This is a genomic window from Sulfitobacter sp. CW3, from assembly GCF_019392245.1.
Classification (GTDB): Bacteria; Pseudomonadota; Alphaproteobacteria; order Rhodobacterales; family Rhodobacteraceae; genus Sulfitobacter.
Genome location: NZ_JAHXRL010000003.1, coordinates 543,703 through 563,052 on the forward strand (window position 1 = coordinate 543,703; position 19,350 = coordinate 563,052).

General features: G+C 57.9%; 22 protein-coding genes. 13 read left to right on the forward strand and 9 right to left on the reverse strand.

The features are described from left to right. Position 1 precedes the first annotated feature (1 nt). Positions 2–919, forward strand: coding sequence for a DMT family transporter (locus KZZ06_RS09595; RefSeq protein ID WP_219579805.1), 918 nt, complete (start codon positions 2–4; stop codon positions 917–919). 45 nt (positions 920–964) lie between these two features. Here the strand turns inward: KZZ06_RS09595 and KZZ06_RS09600 are convergent, their stop codons facing one another. Together KZZ06_RS09600 and KZZ06_RS09605 are read right to left on the reverse strand one after the other, a co-directional pair. Further along, entirely contained in the window at positions 965–1,660 is a 696-nt protein-coding gene (locus KZZ06_RS09600; RefSeq protein WP_219579806.1) for an NUDIX hydrolase, read from the reverse strand. 50 nt (positions 1,661–1,710) lie between these two features. Then, positions 1,711–2,112: a DUF983 domain-containing protein gene (locus KZZ06_RS09605; protein WP_219579807.1), complete on the reverse strand. Its 402-nt coding sequence runs from the start codon at positions 2,110–2,112 to the stop codon at positions 1,711–1,713. A 202-nt stretch (positions 2,113–2,314) separates the two neighbouring features. Between KZZ06_RS09605 and KZZ06_RS09610 the strand changes: the two genes are divergently transcribed. From KZZ06_RS09610 to KZZ06_RS09630, 5 genes are all read left to right on the forward strand, one after another. After that, positions 2,315–2,890: an EF-hand domain-containing protein gene (locus tag KZZ06_RS09610; protein WP_219579808.1), complete on the forward strand. Its 576-nt coding sequence runs from the start codon at positions 2,315–2,317 to the stop codon at positions 2,888–2,890. A 55-nt stretch (positions 2,891–2,945) separates the two neighbouring features. Further along, on the forward strand, positions 2,946–3,545 hold the full coding sequence (locus tag KZZ06_RS09615) for an RNA polymerase sigma factor (protein ID WP_219579809.1): 600 nt from the start codon (positions 2,946–2,948) through the stop codon (positions 3,543–3,545). Then, entirely contained in the window at positions 3,526–3,879 is a 354-nt protein-coding gene (locus KZZ06_RS09620) for a hypothetical protein (protein WP_257884272.1), read from the forward strand. Before KZZ06_RS09615 ends, KZZ06_RS09620 begins: the two co-directional genes overlap by 20 nt. Before the next feature lie 3 nt (positions 3,880–3,882). Beyond that, positions 3,883–4,389: a periplasmic heavy metal sensor gene (locus KZZ06_RS09625; protein WP_219579810.1), complete on the forward strand. Its 507-nt coding sequence runs from the start codon at positions 3,883–3,885 to the stop codon at positions 4,387–4,389. A gap of 78 nt (positions 4,390–4,467) precedes the next feature. After that, the gene (locus KZZ06_RS09630) at positions 4,468–4,986 is read left to right on the forward strand and encodes a hypothetical protein (RefSeq protein WP_219579811.1); all 519 of its coding nucleotides are present in this window, start codon (positions 4,468–4,470) and stop codon (positions 4,984–4,986) included. 52 nt (positions 4,987–5,038) lie between these two features. Here the strand turns inward: KZZ06_RS09630 and KZZ06_RS09635 are convergent, their stop codons facing one another. From KZZ06_RS09635 to KZZ06_RS09650, 4 genes are all read right to left on the reverse strand, one after another. Beyond that, on the reverse strand, positions 5,039–5,998 hold the full coding sequence (locus KZZ06_RS09635; protein ID WP_219579812.1) for a hypothetical protein: 960 nt from the start codon (positions 5,996–5,998) through the stop codon (positions 5,039–5,041). A gap of 139 nt (positions 5,999–6,137) precedes the next feature. Continuing rightward, positions 6,138–6,584: a hypothetical protein gene (locus KZZ06_RS09640; protein WP_219579813.1), complete on the reverse strand. Its 447-nt coding sequence runs from the start codon at positions 6,582–6,584 to the stop codon at positions 6,138–6,140. Between the two features lie 118 nt (positions 6,585–6,702). Then, positions 6,703–7,161, reverse strand: coding sequence for a MaoC family dehydratase (locus KZZ06_RS09645; RefSeq protein ID WP_219579814.1), 459 nt, complete (start codon positions 7,159–7,161; stop codon positions 6,703–6,705). Beyond that, on the reverse strand, positions 7,158–8,567 hold the full coding sequence (locus KZZ06_RS09650; protein WP_219579815.1) for an MATE family efflux transporter: 1,410 nt from the start codon (positions 8,565–8,567) through the stop codon (positions 7,158–7,160). Before KZZ06_RS09650 ends, KZZ06_RS09645 begins: the two co-directional genes overlap by 4 nt. Positions 8,568–8,760: 193 nt before the next feature. Here KZZ06_RS09650 and KZZ06_RS09655 point away from each other — a divergent pair, with 193 nt between their 5' ends. Continuing rightward, positions 8,761–9,204, forward strand: a complete 444-nt coding sequence (locus KZZ06_RS09655; protein ID WP_219579816.1) for a helix-turn-helix domain-containing protein — start codon at positions 8,761–8,763, stop codon at positions 9,202–9,204. A 117-nt stretch (positions 9,205–9,321) separates the two neighbouring features. On the opposite strand, the gene KZZ06_RS09660 is transcribed toward KZZ06_RS09655, so the two are convergent. Genes KZZ06_RS09660 through KZZ06_RS09670 form a run of 3 tightly spaced genes read right to left on the reverse strand, consistent with a single transcriptional unit; the run spans position 9,322 to position 11,848 of the window. Continuing rightward, positions 9,322–9,879 (reverse strand): TadE/TadG family type IV pilus assembly protein, encoded by a 558-nt coding sequence (locus KZZ06_RS09660; protein ID WP_219579817.1) that lies wholly within the window; start codon positions 9,877–9,879, stop codon positions 9,322–9,324. After that, positions 9,879–10,406: a TadE/TadG family type IV pilus assembly protein gene (locus KZZ06_RS09665; protein ID WP_257884273.1), complete on the reverse strand. Its 528-nt coding sequence runs from the start codon at positions 10,404–10,406 to the stop codon at positions 9,879–9,881. Before KZZ06_RS09665 ends, KZZ06_RS09660 begins: the two co-directional genes overlap by 1 nt. Before the next feature lie 8 nt (positions 10,407–10,414). Next, on the reverse strand, positions 10,415–11,848 hold the full coding sequence (locus tag KZZ06_RS09670) for a Tad domain-containing protein (RefSeq protein ID WP_219579819.1): 1,434 nt from the start codon (positions 11,846–11,848) through the stop codon (positions 10,415–10,417). 347 nt (positions 11,849–12,195) lie between these two features. Between KZZ06_RS09670 and KZZ06_RS09675 the strand changes: the two genes are divergently transcribed. The 6 genes from KZZ06_RS09675 (at position 12,196) to KZZ06_RS09700 (ending at position 19,210) form a co-directional block, all read left to right on the forward strand. Beyond that, the gene (locus KZZ06_RS09675) at positions 12,196–13,626 is read left to right on the forward strand and encodes a Glu/Leu/Phe/Val dehydrogenase (protein ID WP_219579820.1); all 1,431 of its coding nucleotides are present in this window, start codon (positions 12,196–12,198) and stop codon (positions 13,624–13,626) included. 163 nt (positions 13,627–13,789) lie between these two features. Next, positions 13,790–15,043: a sarcosine oxidase subunit beta family protein gene (locus KZZ06_RS09680; RefSeq protein ID WP_219579821.1), complete on the forward strand. Its 1,254-nt coding sequence runs from the start codon at positions 13,790–13,792 to the stop codon at positions 15,041–15,043. 78 nt (positions 15,044–15,121) lie between these two features. Beyond that, a complete protein-coding gene (locus KZZ06_RS09685; protein ID WP_219579822.1) occupies positions 15,122–15,394 on the forward strand; it encodes a sarcosine oxidase subunit delta in 273 nt (90 codons plus the stop codon). Next, a complete protein-coding gene (locus KZZ06_RS09690; protein WP_219579823.1) occupies positions 15,391–18,324 on the forward strand; it encodes a sarcosine oxidase subunit alpha family protein in 2,934 nt (977 codons plus the stop codon). The genes KZZ06_RS09685 and KZZ06_RS09690 overlap by 4 nt, the downstream gene beginning before the upstream one ends. Then, positions 18,317–18,862, forward strand: coding sequence for a sarcosine oxidase subunit gamma (locus KZZ06_RS09695; protein ID WP_219579824.1), 546 nt, complete (start codon positions 18,317–18,319; stop codon positions 18,860–18,862). The genes KZZ06_RS09690 and KZZ06_RS09695 overlap by 8 nt, the downstream gene beginning before the upstream one ends. Before the next feature lie 39 nt (positions 18,863–18,901). Further along, the gene (locus KZZ06_RS09700) at positions 18,902–19,210 is read left to right on the forward strand and encodes a hypothetical protein (RefSeq protein ID WP_219579825.1); all 309 of its coding nucleotides are present in this window, start codon (positions 18,902–18,904) and stop codon (positions 19,208–19,210) included. Positions 19,211–19,350: the final 140 nt, after the last annotated feature.

Sequence of the window (19,350 nt, forward strand, 5' to 3'; positions counted from 1 at the left end):
CATGATAGATGCATTGCCCGATCTGTGGATCCTCGTCACCCTTGCCGCCGCTTTTTTTCAAACGGCGCGGTTCATGCTGCAAAAATATCTGGCGACAGCAACGCTGTCGGCAGCAGGGGCCACATTCTCAAGGTTTCTATATTCAGCGCCGTTTATCGTTAGCGGTCTGGTAGCCTATCTGTTGGTCAGCGGGATGGGGTTGCCTCAGATTGGCCCGGGGTTTTGGGCCTACGGTTTGCTGGGTGGTACGGCGCAAATTTTGGCAACCGTCTGCGTCGTTTTGCTGTTCAAGCAACGTAATTTCGCCGTTGGCATCACCTTTAAAAAGACTGAAGTCATCCTGACGGTTTTGACCAGCTGGCTGATCTTAGGCGAAGGAGTGACGGTCTGGGGCTTTGCGGCAATTGGGCTGGGCGTGCTGGCGCTGTTGCTTTTGTCCGCCAAGCAGGGCGAAAACGGTTTTCGTCTGCGTGATCTGGGCAACAAGGCCACGGGTTTGGGCATTGCTTCGGGGTTCTTGTTCGCGATTTCGGCGGTGACCTATCGCGGGGCGACTTTAGCCGTCATGTCCGACATGCCGGTTTTGCGGGCCGGGGTGACCCTTGCCGCTGTGGTATGCATGCAAGCGGCCATCATGGCTGTGTATCTAAAGCTGCGCGAGCCGGGCCAGATGACCGCCGTTTGGCAGGCGCGCAAGGTGGCCGCGTGGGTCGGGATGATGTCCATGGGCGGATCGCTGTGTTGGTTCATCGCCTTTACCCTGCAAAATGCGGCCTATGTCAAAGCGTTGGGGCAGGTCGAGCTGATCCTGAGCGTTGCGGCATCGACCCTGTTTTTCCGCGAGAAAATCACCGGCCGCGAATGGGCCGGAATGGCGGTTTTGGTTGCCTCTATCTTGATGCTGGTGCTTGTCGCCTGAGGTGGGCGCGGAGTTTTTCAAAATAAAGAGCTGCCCGAAACTGGGTTAGTCTGCCATCGGGCGGCCGCGCAGGCGCAGGAACAGGCTTTCCTCGTCGTTGTTCTTGAAGAACGGGACAGACTCAGGTGGGGTCAGTTCTTTGGCGCGGGCCTCGACTTCTGCCAGAACCACCTCGGTGATAAAGGGCATGTCGAAAGACCGTGCATCCGACAGGGCAATCCACTGCAAGTGTGAAAGTTCATCACAGGCGGCATCAAAATCATCCAGATCCGTGGCGACATCATCGGCATCCACCAAAAAGAACCGCGCATCAAAGCGGCGGGGCCTGCCGGGGGGCGTCAGGGCGCGAAACACGAATTGCAGCGGTGCGGCGTTTGGCAGGTATCCGCGCTGCGCGAATGTTTCCCAATCGGGTGGGGGCTTGCCCTGCCATTGTCCCTTTTCGCCCAAGATAAGCCCGGTTTCTTCCCACAGTTCGCGAATGCCCGCGACGGCCAAAGCATGGGCAAGCGATGCATCGGCATCTTCGGCCAATCGGTTCAAGCAGGTGTCGGGCAAGGGGCTGGCCAAGGGGATATGCGCATCGCCTGCGTCCAGCGCACCGCCGGGAAACACAAACTTATTGGGCATAAACACGGCCTGCGCACCGCGCTGTCCCATCAGGATGCTGGGGTTTTCGTGGCGGTCGCGAATCACGATCACCGTGGACGCGTTTCGGATTTGGCTTTTGTCGATGCTCATCAAGTGGCCCTTATTCATGCGATCAGCAGGGCCGGTATAGGTGTCGCGCGTTAGTCGCGCCCAAACCCGCCCATGCCCTTTGCCCATTGGAAACCGATCAAGGCCCCCTTTAGTCTGGGCAGAAGGTAGAGCGACAAGCCGACGCAGCCAACCGCAAAGATTGTAAACAGCGTCAAAGGTTCGGGACGCCATGTCACAAATACCACGTGCAACATGGGGGCCATCAGGTGCCCGACGATCAGGATTGTCAGATAGGCGGGCCCGTCGTCTGCCCGGTGGTGAAAGAATTCCTCGCGGCACACGGTGCAGCTGTCATTGACCTTGAGATACCCCTTGAGCAGGGGACCAGCCCCGCAGTTCGGGCATTTGCGTCGCCAACCGCGCAGCAGCGACGGGGCCATCGCGCGTTCGTTTGTATCTGTCTGGGCAAGTTCGGTGCTGTGATCTGTCATGTTCTCAATCCTGATGCCCTTCTCATATGCGTGCGTTTGGATGCAATTGAAAGGTGGGATACCGCTATAGCGACGTGATGTCGCAAATTGAACCGGGAAAGTTTTTTACACTTTTTGCGACGGAAGTTTCCAGCCGCGGCGTTTGACCCAGTATCACCACGCCAAACGGTAGGTGAAATTGAGATCACCAAAGGAAAAACAAATGACAAACCGAGCAAATTTCCAAATCGCATTGTTGAGTGGCCTGATTGCCTTGGGCGGTACCGCCTTACTGGCGCAAGAACCGCCACAGCAAGATCGCTTTGTTCAACTGGATACAAACGGCGACGGTCAATTGACGCAGGAAGAAATGAAAGCGCATGCAGAGGCGCGTTTTGCCAAAGCCGACACAGATGGTGACGGTTTTCTGAGCGAGACCGAAATGCAAGCCGCCGCTGCCGAGCGCCGCGCAGAACGTAGCCAGCGCATGATGACCAAGCTGGATAAAGACGGCAACGGGTCGTTGTCCGTAGAAGAGCTGCAGGCCATGGGCGACGACAGGATGGACAAGCGGTCCGGCAAGATGATGAAGCGGATGGATGCCAATGACGATGGCAAGCTGTCGATGGAAGAAATGGCAGGTCGCCATTCGCCCGAGAAAATGTTCAACAAGCTGGATGCCGATGGCAATGGCACACTAAGCGCTGAAGAATTCGAGAAAGCGCGGATGGGTGGCAAGCACGGCAAACACCACAAGCATGATGACCATGGCAAGCGCCACGGCGACAAGTCCGAGTAATCTAGTGGCGCGGGCGCGCTTGAATGGTGCGCCCGCAGCCGTTAGCCCTAAGATTATGAGCTTTGATGCCTCCATTGACGATGTGGTCGAGGACCCTGATGCAGCGCTTTTGGCGCGGTATGCGGGTGGCGACGAGGCCGCCGCGCGTTTGTTGACAGTTCAATTGTCGCCGCGCGTGTTCGGTCATGCATTTCGGGTGCTGGGCGATGGCACCGAGGCCGAGGACGTGACCCAAGATGCCTTGATGCGGCTGTGGAAAATAGCACCGCAGTGGCGGACAGGAGAGGCCAAGGTGTCAACCTGGATGTACCGGGTGGTGGCAAATTTGTGCACGGACCGGCTGCGCAAACGCCGCGGTGGTGTCCCGCTTGAGGACATCGCAGAGCCCGCCGACCCAGCCGAAAGTGCCGAGGCCAAATTGCAACGTGGCGCGCGCGAAGACGCGCTTCAGACCGCATTGGACGCCTTGCCAGAACGCCAAAGACAAGCGGTTGTGCTGCGCCACATTGAAGGCTTGGCCAATCCAGAGATTGCCGAGATCCTTGATATTGGGGTCGAAGCTGTGGAAAGCCTGACAGCGCGGGGCAAACGCGCATTGGTCGCTCTGTTGGCCGGACAGCGCGAAGCATTGGGATATGATGATGACAAAACCTGACACAGATATGCTCGAGGCCTTGTTCCAAGACGCGCGGGCGACCCCGCCTGCCATGCCCCAAGGGCTGATGGACAGGATCATGGCCGATGCCGTGGCACAGCAACCCAAGGCCAAGTCGGGCGGCTGGCGTGCAATCTGGCAAGCCATCGGCGGCGCACCTGCATTTGGCGGGTTGGTGACGGCCACCGCTGTCGGGTTCTGGATCGGGGTGGCCCCGCCCAACAATCTGCCTGATATTGCGACGCAAATAATTACGGGCACGGCTTATGCATCCGTAGACGACACTGCATTGCCGGACCTGTCAGCCTTTGGCTGGGACATTGAAGAGGGATAGACCATGGCATCGAAACTGACAGGAAACGGCAAATGGATGCGGTGGGCACTGGGGCTATCGCTCGGGGTGAACCTACTGGTTGCCGGGTTGGTTGCAGGGGCGGCGTACCGTTTTGACGGACCGCACGGCGGGGCCGGTGGCAACATGCGCGACTATGGCACCCCTTACATCATAGCCCTCGAGAAAGAGCGCAGGCGTGATATGTTCAACGAACTGCGGCGAAACAAGCCAGCGGGTCATCTGACCCGGACAGCACGGCGGGAGCTATATAGCGAGGTCGTATCGGCCATACGCGCCGAACCTTTCGACATTGCCCGCGTCCGTTCGGCGCTTGATCAACAGGCCAACGCGAGTGTCGCCGTCCAGCAGGCCGTGCAAGACGCGTGGCTGAAAGAACTTGCAAGCATGGATGATACTGCCCGTGCAGCCTATGCGGGTCGCCTGCAAGAGGTGCTGTCGCGCCCGACCAAAAGGGAACCGGACCGGCGCAAGCCATCGCGGAACGATTAAACGCTGCAAGCGACCAATAGGCTTGCCAAACAGGGACGGGGCAAGGTACGCAAAGCGACCCTAACCTGAGGCTTTGCCATGACGCTGGATTTTCCCGAAGACGACACTGTTCTAGCCACTGCGCGCGCCTCGTCCGGGCGGCGGTTGATCGGGCTGGTTTCGCTGGGTTTTCTGGGCATGTTTCTGATCTATGTGGCGTTCACATCGTCACCCGGTTTGGGCTGGCAGTTGTTTTTGCTTGTCGTGGGCGGCGGCGCAATCTGGATGGCCGATTTCATGCGGCGCGCAACCGAAGGCACGATCGAACTGACGGCGAATGTATTGCGGGGCAGTGACGGCACATTGATCGCGCGTGTCGAAGACATCGAACACATTGATTGTGGCGTCTTTGCATTCAAACCGTCCAACGGTTTCTTGCTGCGTACAAAGCCCGGCACTGGTGCCGACAGGGTTTGGCGTCCCGGCCTGTGGTGGCGGATGGGCCGTCGGATTGGCATCGGAGGGATGACACCCGGAAACCAGACCAAATACATGGCCGAGGTTATTTCAACGATGATGGCGGTCCGCGACCAGCCAGACGAAACAGGCAAGCTTTAACCCGTTACCCGTTTCTAATCGTTCTTATTTTGCACCCGCGTGTGGTAACACGCTAAGGCGAAATACTCGCAAAACTTATGCTTTGGACGCGTTTATCGTGTCCAAAATTAATCACGACATACCATTCAGCAGCAGTCTCCCGATCGTCCAAGCAGACGAGGGCACCGAACTTTTTCGATGTGGCTGCGGCCCCATTGGGAACGCGGCCTAGAATGCTGATAACTTCTCCGCGTGTTGATCCGACTTTGATGCCTGACGGCATCTCCCAAAACGGCGTTGTGGCTTCCATTTCTATGATAGCGCCCTGGTATGTATCCATACGGAGGCCGTCATACATGAACCGTTCAAACTCAAGGCCGCGACCCGTGATCACCTCACCGACCACTGGCGGTACAAGTTTGGCAAGATCTGCTACGTGATACCCCAAGTTTATTCCGAACAGTTTAAATTCCTCGGGGGGTAGGCAGTCCTCAACCATCCCGACATCTGTGCCTTTTATCAAGATCGGTGCCTGCGCGGGTGGGGCCATTGGACGATTGGGATCAGGCCGCCATGTCTTGGAATAATCGTCCCATTCGAGGCCCGCAGCCACTTTGGCATCATAGATTCCGCCGCCAAACCCGTAGGTCACCGTTTCGGGGATGCAATCAAGCGTGTTCAGCGTCTCACCGTTTTGTGCAACGTCGAGCCAGCCAAAGCGCCGGGTTGGCAGCAACATTTCTTCCTCGGAAAAAGGTCGGTCAAACCCGCCTCCAACTTCGTAGCTGTAATCGCCGTTGTAAAATGTGATCTTCTCGTGGATCGCCTTGCCGATGCCCGACCACGGCTCGAAATCTACATCCTCGATGGTCTCGGACAAGAACAGGTCTGGTGCCCCGCCGATTGGTCCGTAACTATACGTCGCAATCTGATCGTCAAAGCAGGCAAAGACCTCGGTGTTTCGGCCCTTGATCTCGCATGATGTGATGGGTTCTTGTCCTTGCGGACAACCGGCCTGTGCCTTGGCGGACAAAAATATCCCGAAACATATAAGGCCCGCCCTGAAATATTGTCCCAAACGCTGACCCTTTCTGGCAATTTGTTTTGAGGGTTCTGGCAATAATGAACAGGTTGGTTTTCAAAGTCTACGACGGCCTCACTTGATTGGCTGGCTAATCCGTCAGATTAAGGTTCTGTGCGGCTTGGTCGACTGCTTGCAATGCATCCAATGACGGGCTTGCCGCACATATACGGGTTATTTCAGCAAAAAACTCATACTCCGGCCCTGATGTGGACAGGGAATGGGGTTTGGACAGATTGAACCCTTCAAGATCGTTATCCTGAATGAATTGTTCCATTAAAATGACATATGGCAAGTCATTCGCTTGTGGCAGTCCAAGGTCATCCGGAAACGCGCCGGTTCTGTTAAAGTGGCGAATTGCGGCGTCGTGATATGCAAAGATTACTTCCTCGTGCCTTTCGCCAAGCTCATCACATGTTAGCCCTATTAGTTCCTCTAGGGCGTAGTGCTTGATTTGATAAAAATATGGCCAAACGTATAAGGCCAATACCGCAGCTGAAATGCCCAGAAACAAACAAGAAATGACAATTTTCTTCATGCAGTAAACTACGCTTGCTCACGCCTGCCTGTCAAAGTTCAAAGGTATTGGATGCGCCCGACGGGCCGGCGGGGCACACTCGTTGCGTACCCTCAGACGGCAGCTTTCTCTGCGTGATTTACGGGGTGTCTGCGGGCCGTGCCATGATGACAAGATTACCAACAGAGTCCTGAACGATCTCGTCATTCTGGTTAAATGTTGTACTGCGCACTTTGATCATGCCCTGCGTCGGGCGGGATTTGGAAGGCCGCACCTCGAGGACTTCGGAAATGACGTGCAGCGTGTCACCGGGCCGGACGGGCCTCGGCCAGTTGAGCGATTCAAACCCCGCGCCGATAATCCCGTTGGCCGGGGTCATCTCACCACCAACAAGAAGCTGCATCGTCAGCGCCGCTGTGTGCCAACCACTTGCCGCCAAGCCGCGAAAAAAGGTGCCCTTGGCCAGCTCAGGGTCAAGGTGAAAGGGCTGCGGATCGAATTCGGTCGCGAAACGGATGATTTCTTCTTCGGTCACGTTTATGCGGCCAGAACCAAAGGTCTGTCCCGTTTTGTAATCCTCGAGATACAGTGCTGTCATGGTTTTTCCTTTCTCCAACCGCTGCGCCGGATGGCCAGCGCGATGATCATCCCATAGGCCAGCATGGCGCAGCCGATGGCGGCAAAAATACCGTTAACGCCCATTCCTGTGTATGTCGTCAGGATCAGCGCGCCAACCAGCGCCACGGCCATGCGGCTTAAGCTGCTGATCACTGGCCAGACCATACTGCCCGCGCCCTGCGATGCAAAATAAAGCGCGAGCCCCAGCCCGAAGAAGGCATAGAATGGCGCGACAAGGCGGAAATAGCTGCGGCCGGCATCAAGCGCTGTGGTGTTGGAAGGGTCAAGGAACATGCCCAGCCAGAGGTCCGGAAAGACCGCCAGCAGTAGACCGATGCCGCCCACGATACCCGCCGCAGCAAAGGAACCGGTCCAGGCCACGCGCAGCGCGCGGTCAGTACGGCCTGCGCCGATATTTGCCCCGACCATCGCGGTCATCGCAGCACCTATGCCAAAGATGACCGGGATCATCAGGAACTCCAGCCGCGCGCCAAGGCCGTAGCCCGCCAGCGCCCCTTCGCCGTAGCGGCCGACCAGTCCCGTCATCATGATGATGGTGACCGTCGTCAGCACCGTGTTGATCGCGGCCAGCGTGCCCACCCGCAGGATGTCGCTGAACATGCCAAGGTTAAGGCGTCCGATTGCACCCCGAAAGGACAGCCCCGTCCGCCCCATGACGATATACCCGATGGCGACGAACGCCCCGACCGTGAACGCCAAAACCACACCAAGCGGAAGCCCCGCCATGCCAAGCGCGGGCAACGGCCCCCAGCCAAGGGCAAATCCGCCCGAAAGCGGGATGGAAATAATCGACACCAGCAGCAACAAAAGCGCGGGCATCTGCATGTTTCCGGTCCCGCGGATCACGCTGAGCGAGGCATTACAAAGCCAGATTGCCGCGCAGCCGGGAAAGAAGACCAGCGCATAGGTCGTCGCGGCGGCCACCGTTTCGTTCCCGCCCCCCAGCATCATGAAAAATTGCGTGCCAAATAATGCGACCAGCACCGCCATGATCACAGCGAGGCCCGCCGCGATGATCCACGCCGCCAGCGTAAGCGTCGCTGCCCGTCCAACATCCGCCGCCCCGAGTGCGCGCGCGATGGATGCCGAAATCGCACCGCCGATTGCACCCGCCGAGAGCATTTGCGTCAGCATCACCAGCGGGAACACCAATGCCAGCCCTGCCAGCGCAGTTACGCCCAGCAGGCTGGCGAAATATGCCTCGGCAATGCTTTGGGCGGCCTGCACGAACATTGCGATCACATTGGGCGCTGCCAGCTTTGCAAGGGTGGGGGCGATGGGTGCCTCGAGCATGAGCCGTGTGCGGGACGCGCGCGCGTTCGCCGCCGCGTCGGAGAGCGCGGTGGCCGCGCCGCCCGAGGTCATCGGCCGACACCCTGGTGAAAACTAGAGCGTACTGCTGAGGTCAAAAATGGTCTCGCGTTGTTCATGGTCTTTGACCCACCTTTGCCTGCCTGCTGCCACCAATCAACGCACGGTTAAAAAGTGCATTCCTTTTAGGAACTCACTATCGGTAAGTTCTCTTTCGGAACCTGTCAATCCCTGCTACGATACTCGGATGAAATGGAACGATCTTCAAAGCGAAGCCTGCCCTGTCGCCCGGGGCCTGTCCGTGGTCGGCGACCGCTGGACCATGCTGGTGTTGCGCGACTGCTTTCTGGGTGTCCGCAGGTTCGAACAGATGCAAGAACGTCTTGGCATCACCCGCCATGTCCTGGCCGACCGGTTGCGCAAGCTCGAGGCGGCAGGCGTGCTGCGCCGCGAACCCTACCAGCAGCGACCGCTGCGCCAAGAATACCGCCTGACAGAACGGGGCAAGGCGCTGTATCCGATGCTGGTGTCCTTGATCGAGTGGGCGAATGCGCATGTCCCGCCACCGGGCGAGCCGTCTGTTACGCTGGTCTCACGCGAAACCGGAGACCCGATTGTGCCCGTTCTGGTCGACGCGAACACCGGCGAGAAGATTACCCACATGACCGTGAATGCCCTGCGGGCGGAATAGCCGCTCGGCCCACTTTACATGGCGGGTGTTCAATTTCGGAAAACTGCACAGAGATGCATTTTTCGGGCCAATTGGCCTATCGGCCAACCGATTTCACACCCCGACATCGGGCCTTGCTTACCTGCCGGTGTACAAAACCCGGGGGGCATAGCGGGGGCGGGTAAAGACGAAATTCTTGATCTCGGGCTGGCCTAGTCCGATGTTGAACGGCGGGGTGAATGTTGTCGTCGTTTCGGTCACCACGATATATTCGTCGTCGGGGATGCTGGGCAGCCGGTTTGTCCATGATGCGACGTCGGCATCTGTGACCGCAGAGTCAGCTCCGCGTGCGCGGGACCAGTGCACATAGAACCTGTTTTGTTTTTTGTCATACTGAAGCGAACTGACCCGCAACGTCGATGGGCCTTGCGACTGGGTGATATAGTCCAAAAGATCATGCGCGCCGCCCAGGTAATCACTGTCGATGGGCAACGTCTCGCGCGAGATCATGTCCCCGATTGTAAAGGCCGCCTTTTGGTTCAGGCTGTATTCTTCATAGGTCTCGAAGATCGAAAACATTGCGGCATATACCCACAATACCAAAGGCATCAGGATCAACGCTTCCAGCGATACGCTGCCATCTTCGTGGCTGGCGAACCGGCGCAGGCCGAAGAAGTTAAGACGTTTGCGCGACATTACCCTGGCTCCTGCACGAAGGCCGAGATGGCATACATCGCGGATTGACCGGACCCGTCGGTGGCGAACTTGAAGCCCAAACGCGAAGTCGGAAGCATCGGGTCAAATTTCAGACAGGCGCGCAAAATCATCAGATCATGTTGCTCGCCAAGGACGAAACCACGCTCTGGTGTCACGGGTTTGGATTGATCGATGCAGTCGACGTCAGACGACAGCTTTTTGAAATTACGCGGATCGACGGTGATCATCTCAAGGCGCAGCGTTTCAGCGCAGTTGCGCAGGTTGCCGGCCTTTTCGCAGATCAGGTTTTTGATCTGGGTATGGGTCATGTCGCTGCGCGTATTCAACCTGACAAACCGCACTGCGTCTTCCAGACCGCGGTTCAGATGCACCTGACGCAGGGAATATATGCTCATCTCGATCGAGCCCAGAAAGATGCCAAAGATCAACGGAAAGAGGATAACGAACTCGATCAAGAAGACCGCGCCGCTTTCATCTTTGCGAAAATGCCGAAGGGCTTTTTGCATGCGGTGCCTCATTCGATGAGTCTGAGTTGGTTGATTTGACGGGCGATGGCGCGGAATGCTTCGGACAGTTCTATGCCGTCGACATCAAAGAAATGGCTTGGCGAAGAGGCGCAGTTGCGCATGACATCGGCACCGTCGTCGTTATCATAGGGGTCATCGTCGACCTCGAATCCGATGGTCCAGATCACGATGTGTTTTGCTTTGGCGGCCGAGCAGATGTCGCTGAGCAAGCTGTTCCCGATCGACCGGTCATATTTGCGCCAGTAAAAGTCGGAGCGGTCTCTGGAATACACATATTTGCTTAGATACCAGTTCAGGTTGTATCTGTCCCATTGCACATATTCGCTGTCGCTGTTGTAGTAACGGCTGGTGATCCGGTTGGAGGTGGCGTTTTCACCGTCGGTCATCAGAATAACGGTCTTGAGCGTTTCCGTATCGTCGTAATTTACGGGGCGGCCCCGGAATTGGGTGTCAACTTCCCCTGCGGACACTAGGGAATTGTTGATGTCACGGAATGAAGGGTCCAGCATCGCGGCGGCCCATTTCATCCCGATAAAAATAGACGTACCCGCACGCGGGGTCAGATCGTCGATCTGGTCTTTCAACCTATCGCGGTTTTGAGAAAACGGTTTGATACGTTCATAGCTAAAGCGCGGGCATACAGTTTCGTTGCGGTCGTTGTTCCGGCCATCATAATTCCACTGATAATGCTGTGCTTGGTCGTGCCATCTATTTGTGTCCAAGGCCGCACTTTTGAATTCATCGTCGTCAAATTCAACGCAATGTGAATAGTTGTGCTTGGTGTACATTTTCATGCGGCTGGTAATGAGCGGGCCGGCATTCACATGCTCTGAATAGGGGATCAGGGAGATCGAAATCAGGTCTTCGTTTTCGTCCTGCAAGACTGTGTCGATAAAGACCTTGGCGGCATCGCGCATGTCAGAGATACGCGACCCCTGTGCCATGGATCCGGAAATATCCAGGACCAATGAAATTTCGACATTTGCAACGCGTTCTTCGGCCTTGCTGTGGGCGGGAACATCCAAGGTGTCATAGCCGAATTTACGCAGATATGGCGTGTCGAGAGGTTTGACCGCGTCCACGGTTACGGTGCGAAAGTTCAATCCGTCTTCGACGGTGACGTTTGACAGGTAATCCGTCATGCCCGATTTGGCGAAATAGTCTCTGACGACGCCTTCGGGGTCCAATGTCTGGTCCAGATCCGACGCGGCAAGAACCGCGCGATCCGATACGGCCTGCAGCTTGGAACGTTCCAGTTCATGGCGCATGAAATCCAATTGAATCCCGCCCACCATGATCATCATCAAGACCACGAACAGAACCCAGATCGTCATGATCCCGTCTTCTTCGCGGGCAAAACGCCGCGTTTGGGCGACGATTGCATCTTGGAGCGGTTTGATCGTCAGCAATGCAGGCGACATTTGAAATCCTTCTACCCGTTCGGCTTTGGCGCGATGGCCGGACCTATCGCATCAACCATCCCGTCATAGGGATAGAACATGGCCCAAATGGGGCGGGATTTTCTGCAAATTGAGGCGATTTTGTGAGTTTCGTGTGTAAACGGGGCAGTTTGCGGTGACTGTTTCATATTTGGGAACGATGCGAGGGCATTCTGAGGCTCGATCGATTCGTTCGGAAAAAGTTTTCATTCTGCCTAATTTATATGCATTTTATAACCTTTGAGGGTTCTAACTTCGCTCGGTACATGCTCAACAGGTGGCGCTACCGATATTTTACCTTAGGTCACATTGCCAAACAGGAGCACTCTATGACCCCCGTAAATGAACCCAGCTTTCGCGACAGTGTCGACATCATGTTTAACAGGGCCGTTGCCCTGATGGACCTGTCTCCGGGTCTTGAAGAGAAAATTCGCGTCTGCAACGCGACCTATACCGTACGCTTTGGGGTGCGTCTGCGGGGGCGCATACAAACTTTTACCGGTTACCGGTCTGTTCATTCGGAGCATATGGAACCGGTGAAAGGCGGCATTCGCTATAGCCTTGGTGTTAACCAAGACGAGGTCGAGGCGCTGGCGGCTTTGATGACCTATAAATGCGCGCTGGTCGAGGCGCCCTTTGGCGGGTCCAAAGGCGGGTTGTGTATCGATCCACGCGAATACGATGAAAACGAGCTGGAACTGATCACCCGCCGCTTTGCCTATGAGCTGATCAAGCGCGACATGATCAACCCTGCGCAGAACGTACCTGCGCCCGACATGGGCACAGGCGAACGCGAAATGGCGTGGATCGCGGACCAATATAAGCGGATGAACACGACAGACATTAACGGTGTCGCTTGCGTGACCGGCAAGCCGATTAACGCAGGCGGCATTCAGGGCCGGACAGAGGCAACAGGCCGTGGTGTTCAATATGCCCTGCATGCGTTTTTCCGCGATGCCAAGGGCCTTGTGAAAGCCGGGCTTGAGGGCAAGCTGAACGGCAAGCGGGTGATCGTTCAGGGTTTGGGTAACGTTGGGTATCACGCGGCCAAGTTTCTAAGCGAAGAAGACGGGTGCCTGATCACGGCGATTATTGAACGCGACGGCGGGTTGCGTAATGACGCGGGTCTGGACGTCGAGGCGGTGCATCAATGGATCGCCAAACACGGCACGATCACAGGCTACCCCGATGCCACGATGGTCGAAGATGGGGCGTCTTTGTTGGAACAGGAATGCGACATTCTGATCCCGGCGGCGCTGGAAGGCGTGATTAACCTTGGCAATGCGAACCGGATCAAGGCCCCCTTGATTGTCGAGGCGGCGAACGGGCCCGTCACCGCCGGTGCCGATGAAATCCTGTGCGCTAATGGCGTGGTGATCATTCCCGATATGTATGCAAACGCGGGTGGTGTGACTGTATCCTATTTCGAGTGGGTCAAAAACCTGAGCCACATCCGGTTTGGTCGCATGCAGCGCCGCAACGAAGAAAGCCGCCATCAGTTGCTGGTGGACGAACTTGAACGTCTGAGCGCCGACAGCGGTGTGGGCTGGCAGCTAAGCCCGAATTTCAAGGACAAATACCTGCGTGGCGCTGACGAGCTGGAGCTGGTTCGGTCAGGTCTGTACGACACAATGGTCGAAGCCTACCGGTCTATGGCGGACATTTGGCACAGCCGCGATGATGTGATGGATCTGCGCACGGCGGCCTATCTGGTCAGTATCACCAAGGTTGCCGCAAGTTACCGCGCCAAAGGGCTTTAATCCCCACTGCACTAAAGCGGAAATTGATAAAAGAGTGTCGCGGACGAACCCGTCCGCGGCGCAAAACGCGCCCCATTGGTTGTCCAGCCATTGCACCTTTGCAATGGACTTGATTGAGTAGCCCCAAGGTGCTGCTATCAAGGCGGATGAACTGGGGGATGTGATGCGGTTTTCAGGATTGCGCGTGCTGCGCGAAGGATTGACCGGAAACAAGGGATGGGCACCGCATTGGCGCGATGCCGAACCCAAGGCGGAATATGACGCGATCATCATCGGCGGTGGCGGTCACGGGCTGAGCACCGCGTATTATCTGGCCAAGGAACACGGGCTTACCAATATTGCCGTTCTCGAAAAGGGCTATCTTGGCGGCGGCAACGTCGGGCGTAACACCACGATCGTGCGCGCCAACTATTTTCTTCAGGGTAACTCCGAGTTTTATTCCCATTCGCTGAAGCTGTGGGAAGGGTTGGAAGAAGACCTGAATTATAACGTCATGCATTCGCAGCGGGGGTTGATCAACCTGTTCCATTCGGACGGTCAGCGCGACGCTTTTGCGCGGCGCGGAAACTCCATGATCAACCAAGGTGACGATGCGGTGCTGCTGGACCGCGAAGGGGTGCGTAAATACCTGCCTTACCTCGATTTCGACAATGTGCGGTTTCCGATCTACGGCGGGCTGCTGCATCCGCGCGGCGGCACGGCGCGGCATGATGCGGTTGCCTGGGGCTATGCACGCGGCGCGTCGGATCGCGGGGTTGATTTGATCCAGCAATGCGAAGTCACCGGGATTGATATCGAAAACGGTCAGGTGCGCGGTGTGCAAACCACGCGCGGGGCGATCCGCGCCAAGAAGGTCGGCATCGTGGTTGCGGGCCGTTCAGGTCAGGTGGCGGCCATGGCGGGGATGCGACTGCCGATTGAAAGCCACGTCTTGCAGGCCTTTGTGACCGAGGGGCTAAAACCCTGCATCGACCATGTGGTCAGTTTCGGCATGGGGCACTTCTATATTTCGCAATCCGACAAGGGCGGTTTGGTCTTTGGCGGCGATCTGGATTTCTATGCCTCTTACGCCAGCCGCGGCAATCTGCCGATGGCGGAACATGTGATGGAGGCGGGGATGACCCTGATGCCGATGATCGGCAAGGCCAAGGTCTTGCGCAGTTGGGGCGGGATCATGGACATGACGCCCGACGGCAGCCCGATCATCGACCAGACGGATACCAAGGGTTTGTTCATTGATTGCGGCTGGTGCTACGGCGGGTTCAAGGCGGTGCCCGGATCAGGGTTCAGTTTTGCGCATCTGATGGCCACGGGAAATCACCATGCGCCAGCGGCGAAGTTCCGGTTGGACCGGTTCCGTACCGGCGTCGGCTTGATGGATGAAGAGGGCACCGGTTCTCAGCATAACCTTCATTGATGGCGCTTTGGGGATGGGGTTGGATTTGAGTATTTTTAAAAGGGTGAAGGGGCAGATGCCCGTTCAGAGAGGTTTGGCATGAGACTGGACTGTCCGATTTGTGGGAGCCGCGACCGGCGCGAGTTTTACTATCAGGGTGATGCCGTGATGCTGGCGCGCCCTGCGGTGGACGCGGGGGCGGATGCTTGGGATCGCTATTTGCATTTGCGCGATAATCCGGCAGGCCAGACGCGCGATTTGTGGCACCACGAGGCGGGCTGTGGTGCGTGGTTGGTGGTGACGCGCGATACGGTGACCCATGCGGTGTCGGCGGTTGAGCTGGCGTCGGACGTGAAGGGGGCCATGGCATGAGGATCAAGGGCAAGGGTCTGATTGATCGGTCCGACACGGTCACGTTCAGTTTCGACGGACGCAGCTATGACGGGTTCGCTGGGGACACTGTTGCCTCGGCTTTGTTGGCGAATGACGTGACGTTGATGGGGCGGTCGTTCAAGTATCACCGTCCGCGCGGGGTTTTGACCGCCGGTAGCGAAGAGCCGAATGCGCTGGTCACGGTGGGGAATGGTGCGGCGACTGATCCGAATGTGCGTGCCACCATGCAGGAGGTGTTTGACGGATTGCAGGTGCGGAGCCAGAATGCCTGGCCGTCGCTGGATTTCGATGTGATGGCGGTGAACAATCTGGTCTCGCCGTTTTTGGGGGCCGGGTTTTATTACAAGACCTTCATGTGGCCGCGCAAATTCTGGGAACGTGTCTATGAGCCGGTGATCCGGCGGGCGGCTGGTTTGGGCGGGTTGAGCGGGGCACATAACCCCGACAGTTACGAACGGGCCTTTGCGTTTTGTGATGTCTTGGTGATTGGCGCTGGGCCTGCGGGTCTGATGGCGGCTTTGACGGCTGCACGCGGTGGCGCGGATGTTATTCTAGCCGATGAGGACGCGTTGATGGGCGGGCGGCTGAATGCCGAAACCTATCAGATTGAAGGCAAGCCGGGGCATGTCTGGGCGGCCGAGGCTGTGGCCGAGTTGGCGGGGATGGATAACGTTCGGCTGATGTCGCGCACAACGGTGACTGGGGCCTATGATCAGGGCACGTTCGGCGCGTTGGAGCAGGTTGGTCACCATCACGGTCGCCGCGGCGAGGGAGCACCGCTTGAGTGTTTCTGGCGGATTGTGGCCAAGCATAGCATCTTGACCGCTGGCGCGTTGGAGCGGCCCATTGCGTTTCAGAACAACGACCGGCCCGGGATTATGACGGCGGGGGCGGTGCGGGCCTATCTGAACCGTTGGGGGGTAAGCCCCGGCAAGGCGCTCACGATCTTTGGCAATAATGACGATGCGCACCGCACCGCGCGTGATCTGGCGGATGCGGGTGTGCGGATTGCTGCGGTGATCGACAGCCGGACCGACGTGGATATTAAGGGCGATTTCCCCGTCTATCGCGGCGCGCAGGTGTTCAACACCGCTGGCGGCAAGGAGCTGGAGAGCATTTCTATCCGCACCATCAGCGGCGTCGAAAAAATCCAGACCGATTGTCTGGCCATGTCAGGCGGCTGGAACCCGACGGTGCACCTGACCTGTCATATGAACGGGCGGCCCACATGGCGGCCTGACATTCAGGCGTTTGTGCCCACCGAAGCGGCCATTCCCGGCATGGTCGCTGCGGGGGCGTGTAACGGCACGTTTTCGACCCATGGCTGTTTGGCCGAGGGCGCGCAGGTTGCGGGCAATGTTCTGGAGATGCTTGGCAAGACAGTGCCCGATGTGGCGCTGCCGCAGGCCGAGGATGCGCCCTACCGGATGGCACCGCTTTGGGCTGTTGCAGGCAAGGGGCGTGCCTGGCTGGATTTCCAGAACGACGTGAGCGTGAAGGACGTCAAACAGGCTGCGGTCGAGAACTTTCGGTCGGTCGAGCATATGAAACGCTATACCACACAAGGGATGGCGACGGATCAGGGCAAGAACTCGAACGTTGGGGCCTTGGCGGTTTTGGCCGATGCCACTGGGCGCGGCATTCCCGAGACCGGGACGACGACATTCCGGCCACCCTATTCACCGGTAAGCATCGCGGCGATGGGCGCGGGGGCGCAGGGCGCGGGCTTTGCGCCGCAGCGGTTTACCACATCGCACAGCGCTAGCGTTGAGGCGGGCGCGCCGATGATCGAGGCGGGGCTGTGGTACCGCCCCAGCTATTTCCCGAAGGCAGGGGAAAAGACGTGGCGGCAGTCATGTGACCGCGAAGTGGGCTATGTCCGCAATGCAGTCGGGGTCTGCGATGTGTCGACGCTGGGCAAGATCGACATTCAGGGGCCAGATGCCGCGGCCTTGCTGGATTTCGTTTACACCAACATGTTTTCGACGCTGAAGGTCGGGCGCGTGCGCTATGGGCTGATGCTGCGCGAAGATGGGACCGTGATGGATGACGGCACCTGCGCACGGCTGGGGGACCAGCATTTCGTGATGACTACCACCACAGCGGCGGCGGGTGCGGTGATGAAGCATCTTGAGTTTGTGGCACAGTGTTTGCACCCCGAATGGCGGGTTGCGATGACATCGGTGACCGAGCAATGGGCGCAGTTTGCCGTGGCCGGGCCAAAGTCGCGCGAGCTGTTGAACGGGGTGCTGGACGCGCCGATCGACAATGACAGCTGGCCGTTCATGGCCTGCGGCGACACGTCGGTTCTGGGCGTCAAAGGGCGGCTGTTCCGGATATCGTTCTCGGGCGAGCATGCTTACGAGATCGCGGTGCCTGCACGCTATGGCGAGAGCCTGTTTCGCGAGCTGGTTGCCCGTGCCCAAGGGTTGGGCGGCGGGGCTTACGGGATGGAGGCGCTGAATGTGCTGCGCATCGAAAAAGGGTTCATCACCCATTCCGAAATACACGGGCGTACGACGGCTTTTGATGTGGGGATGGCAGGCATGATCTCGGCCAAGAAGGATTGCATCGGCAAGGTGATGGCCGGGCGGCCCGGCTTGGTTGCGGCGGATCGCGAACGCTTGGTCGGGATGAAACCCGTAGGTGCGGTAAAGCTGCTGAGTGCGGGCGCACACATCTTTGAGAAAGACGCCGAAGTGGTGCGGGAGACTGATCAGGGGTATGTTACCTCGGTCTGTTTTTCCCCCGAGGTTGGTACCTATATCGGGCTGGGGTTCGTGAAAAACGGGCCAGAGCGTTACGGCGAGGTGATGCGCGTGGTCGATCATCTGCGCGATTTGGAGGTCGAGGTGGAAATCTGCCCGCCTGTATTCTTTGACCCAGAGGGAGGCCGTGCCCGTGGCTGAATTGAAAGCAAGAACAGCCTGTGAGGATGCGTTGCCGTGTGAGATTGGGGCGACGCAGCTGGTGGAGCTTGATTTGGGGCCGATAACATCGGTTATGGTGTGGGGATCAGAGCAGGACGTATCAGCTGCGATGAAGACCGCACATGGGGTATCGTTTCCCAAGCCCAACCGCAGCAATGGCACGGATGCAACCCGCTGTGTCTGGTTCGGGCGCAATCAGGCGGTGTTGATTGGGGTTGCACCGGATGCCAGCCTTGGCGAGCACGCTGCGGTGGTTGATCAAAGCGATGCGTGGAGTGCCGTGTCGCTCAGCGGGGGCACCGCCGAGGATGCTCTGGCGCGGTTGGTGCCCGTGGACCTGCGCCGCGCGCAGTTCAAGCGGGGGCATACGGTGCGGACGCAGGTCGGGCATATGATGACCTCTGTCACGCGCACAGGGCCGGACAGTTTTATGATCCTTGTTTTCCGGTCGATGGCGGTTACCTTGATCCACGAGCTGAAACAGGCGATGCAGTCTGTTGCTGCGCGCCGCGCATAAGGCGTTCGCCGCAGCGGTAGAAAGACTTGGAGACGTAGAATGAAGATTGTTACAGCCGCGGTTGTCGCGGGGCTTTTGGCCAGTGGTGCCCCGGTTTTGGCACAGACGGCAAAAGAAACCGACTGCGCCTATCAGGCCGATGTCGTCGATGCTGTGCGTCAAGCGCGGCTGGCGCGGGTCAATGAACGCAAGGTGGCAGCGCATGTTAAGGCAGCCGCGCATAGCTGGCCCGAGAAGTATATGGCAATCGTGCCGTTGGTGACCCCGTGGGTTTACGAGATGAAAATGCGCGATGTGAAAGCCAGTGATCTGGGCGCTGCCTGGAAAGAAATGTGTTTGGGCCAATAGGGTCTGATACCTTGGCTTAGGTTCCGAGGGGGCCAGCCCCCATCGCCCTGAGGGGCGATCCCCCCGGAGTTTATTTAGCAAAATGAAGCAGCGGTTTCGCGCATAGGGTTCTGGACTCTGTGCCTGCGCGGCCAATATAT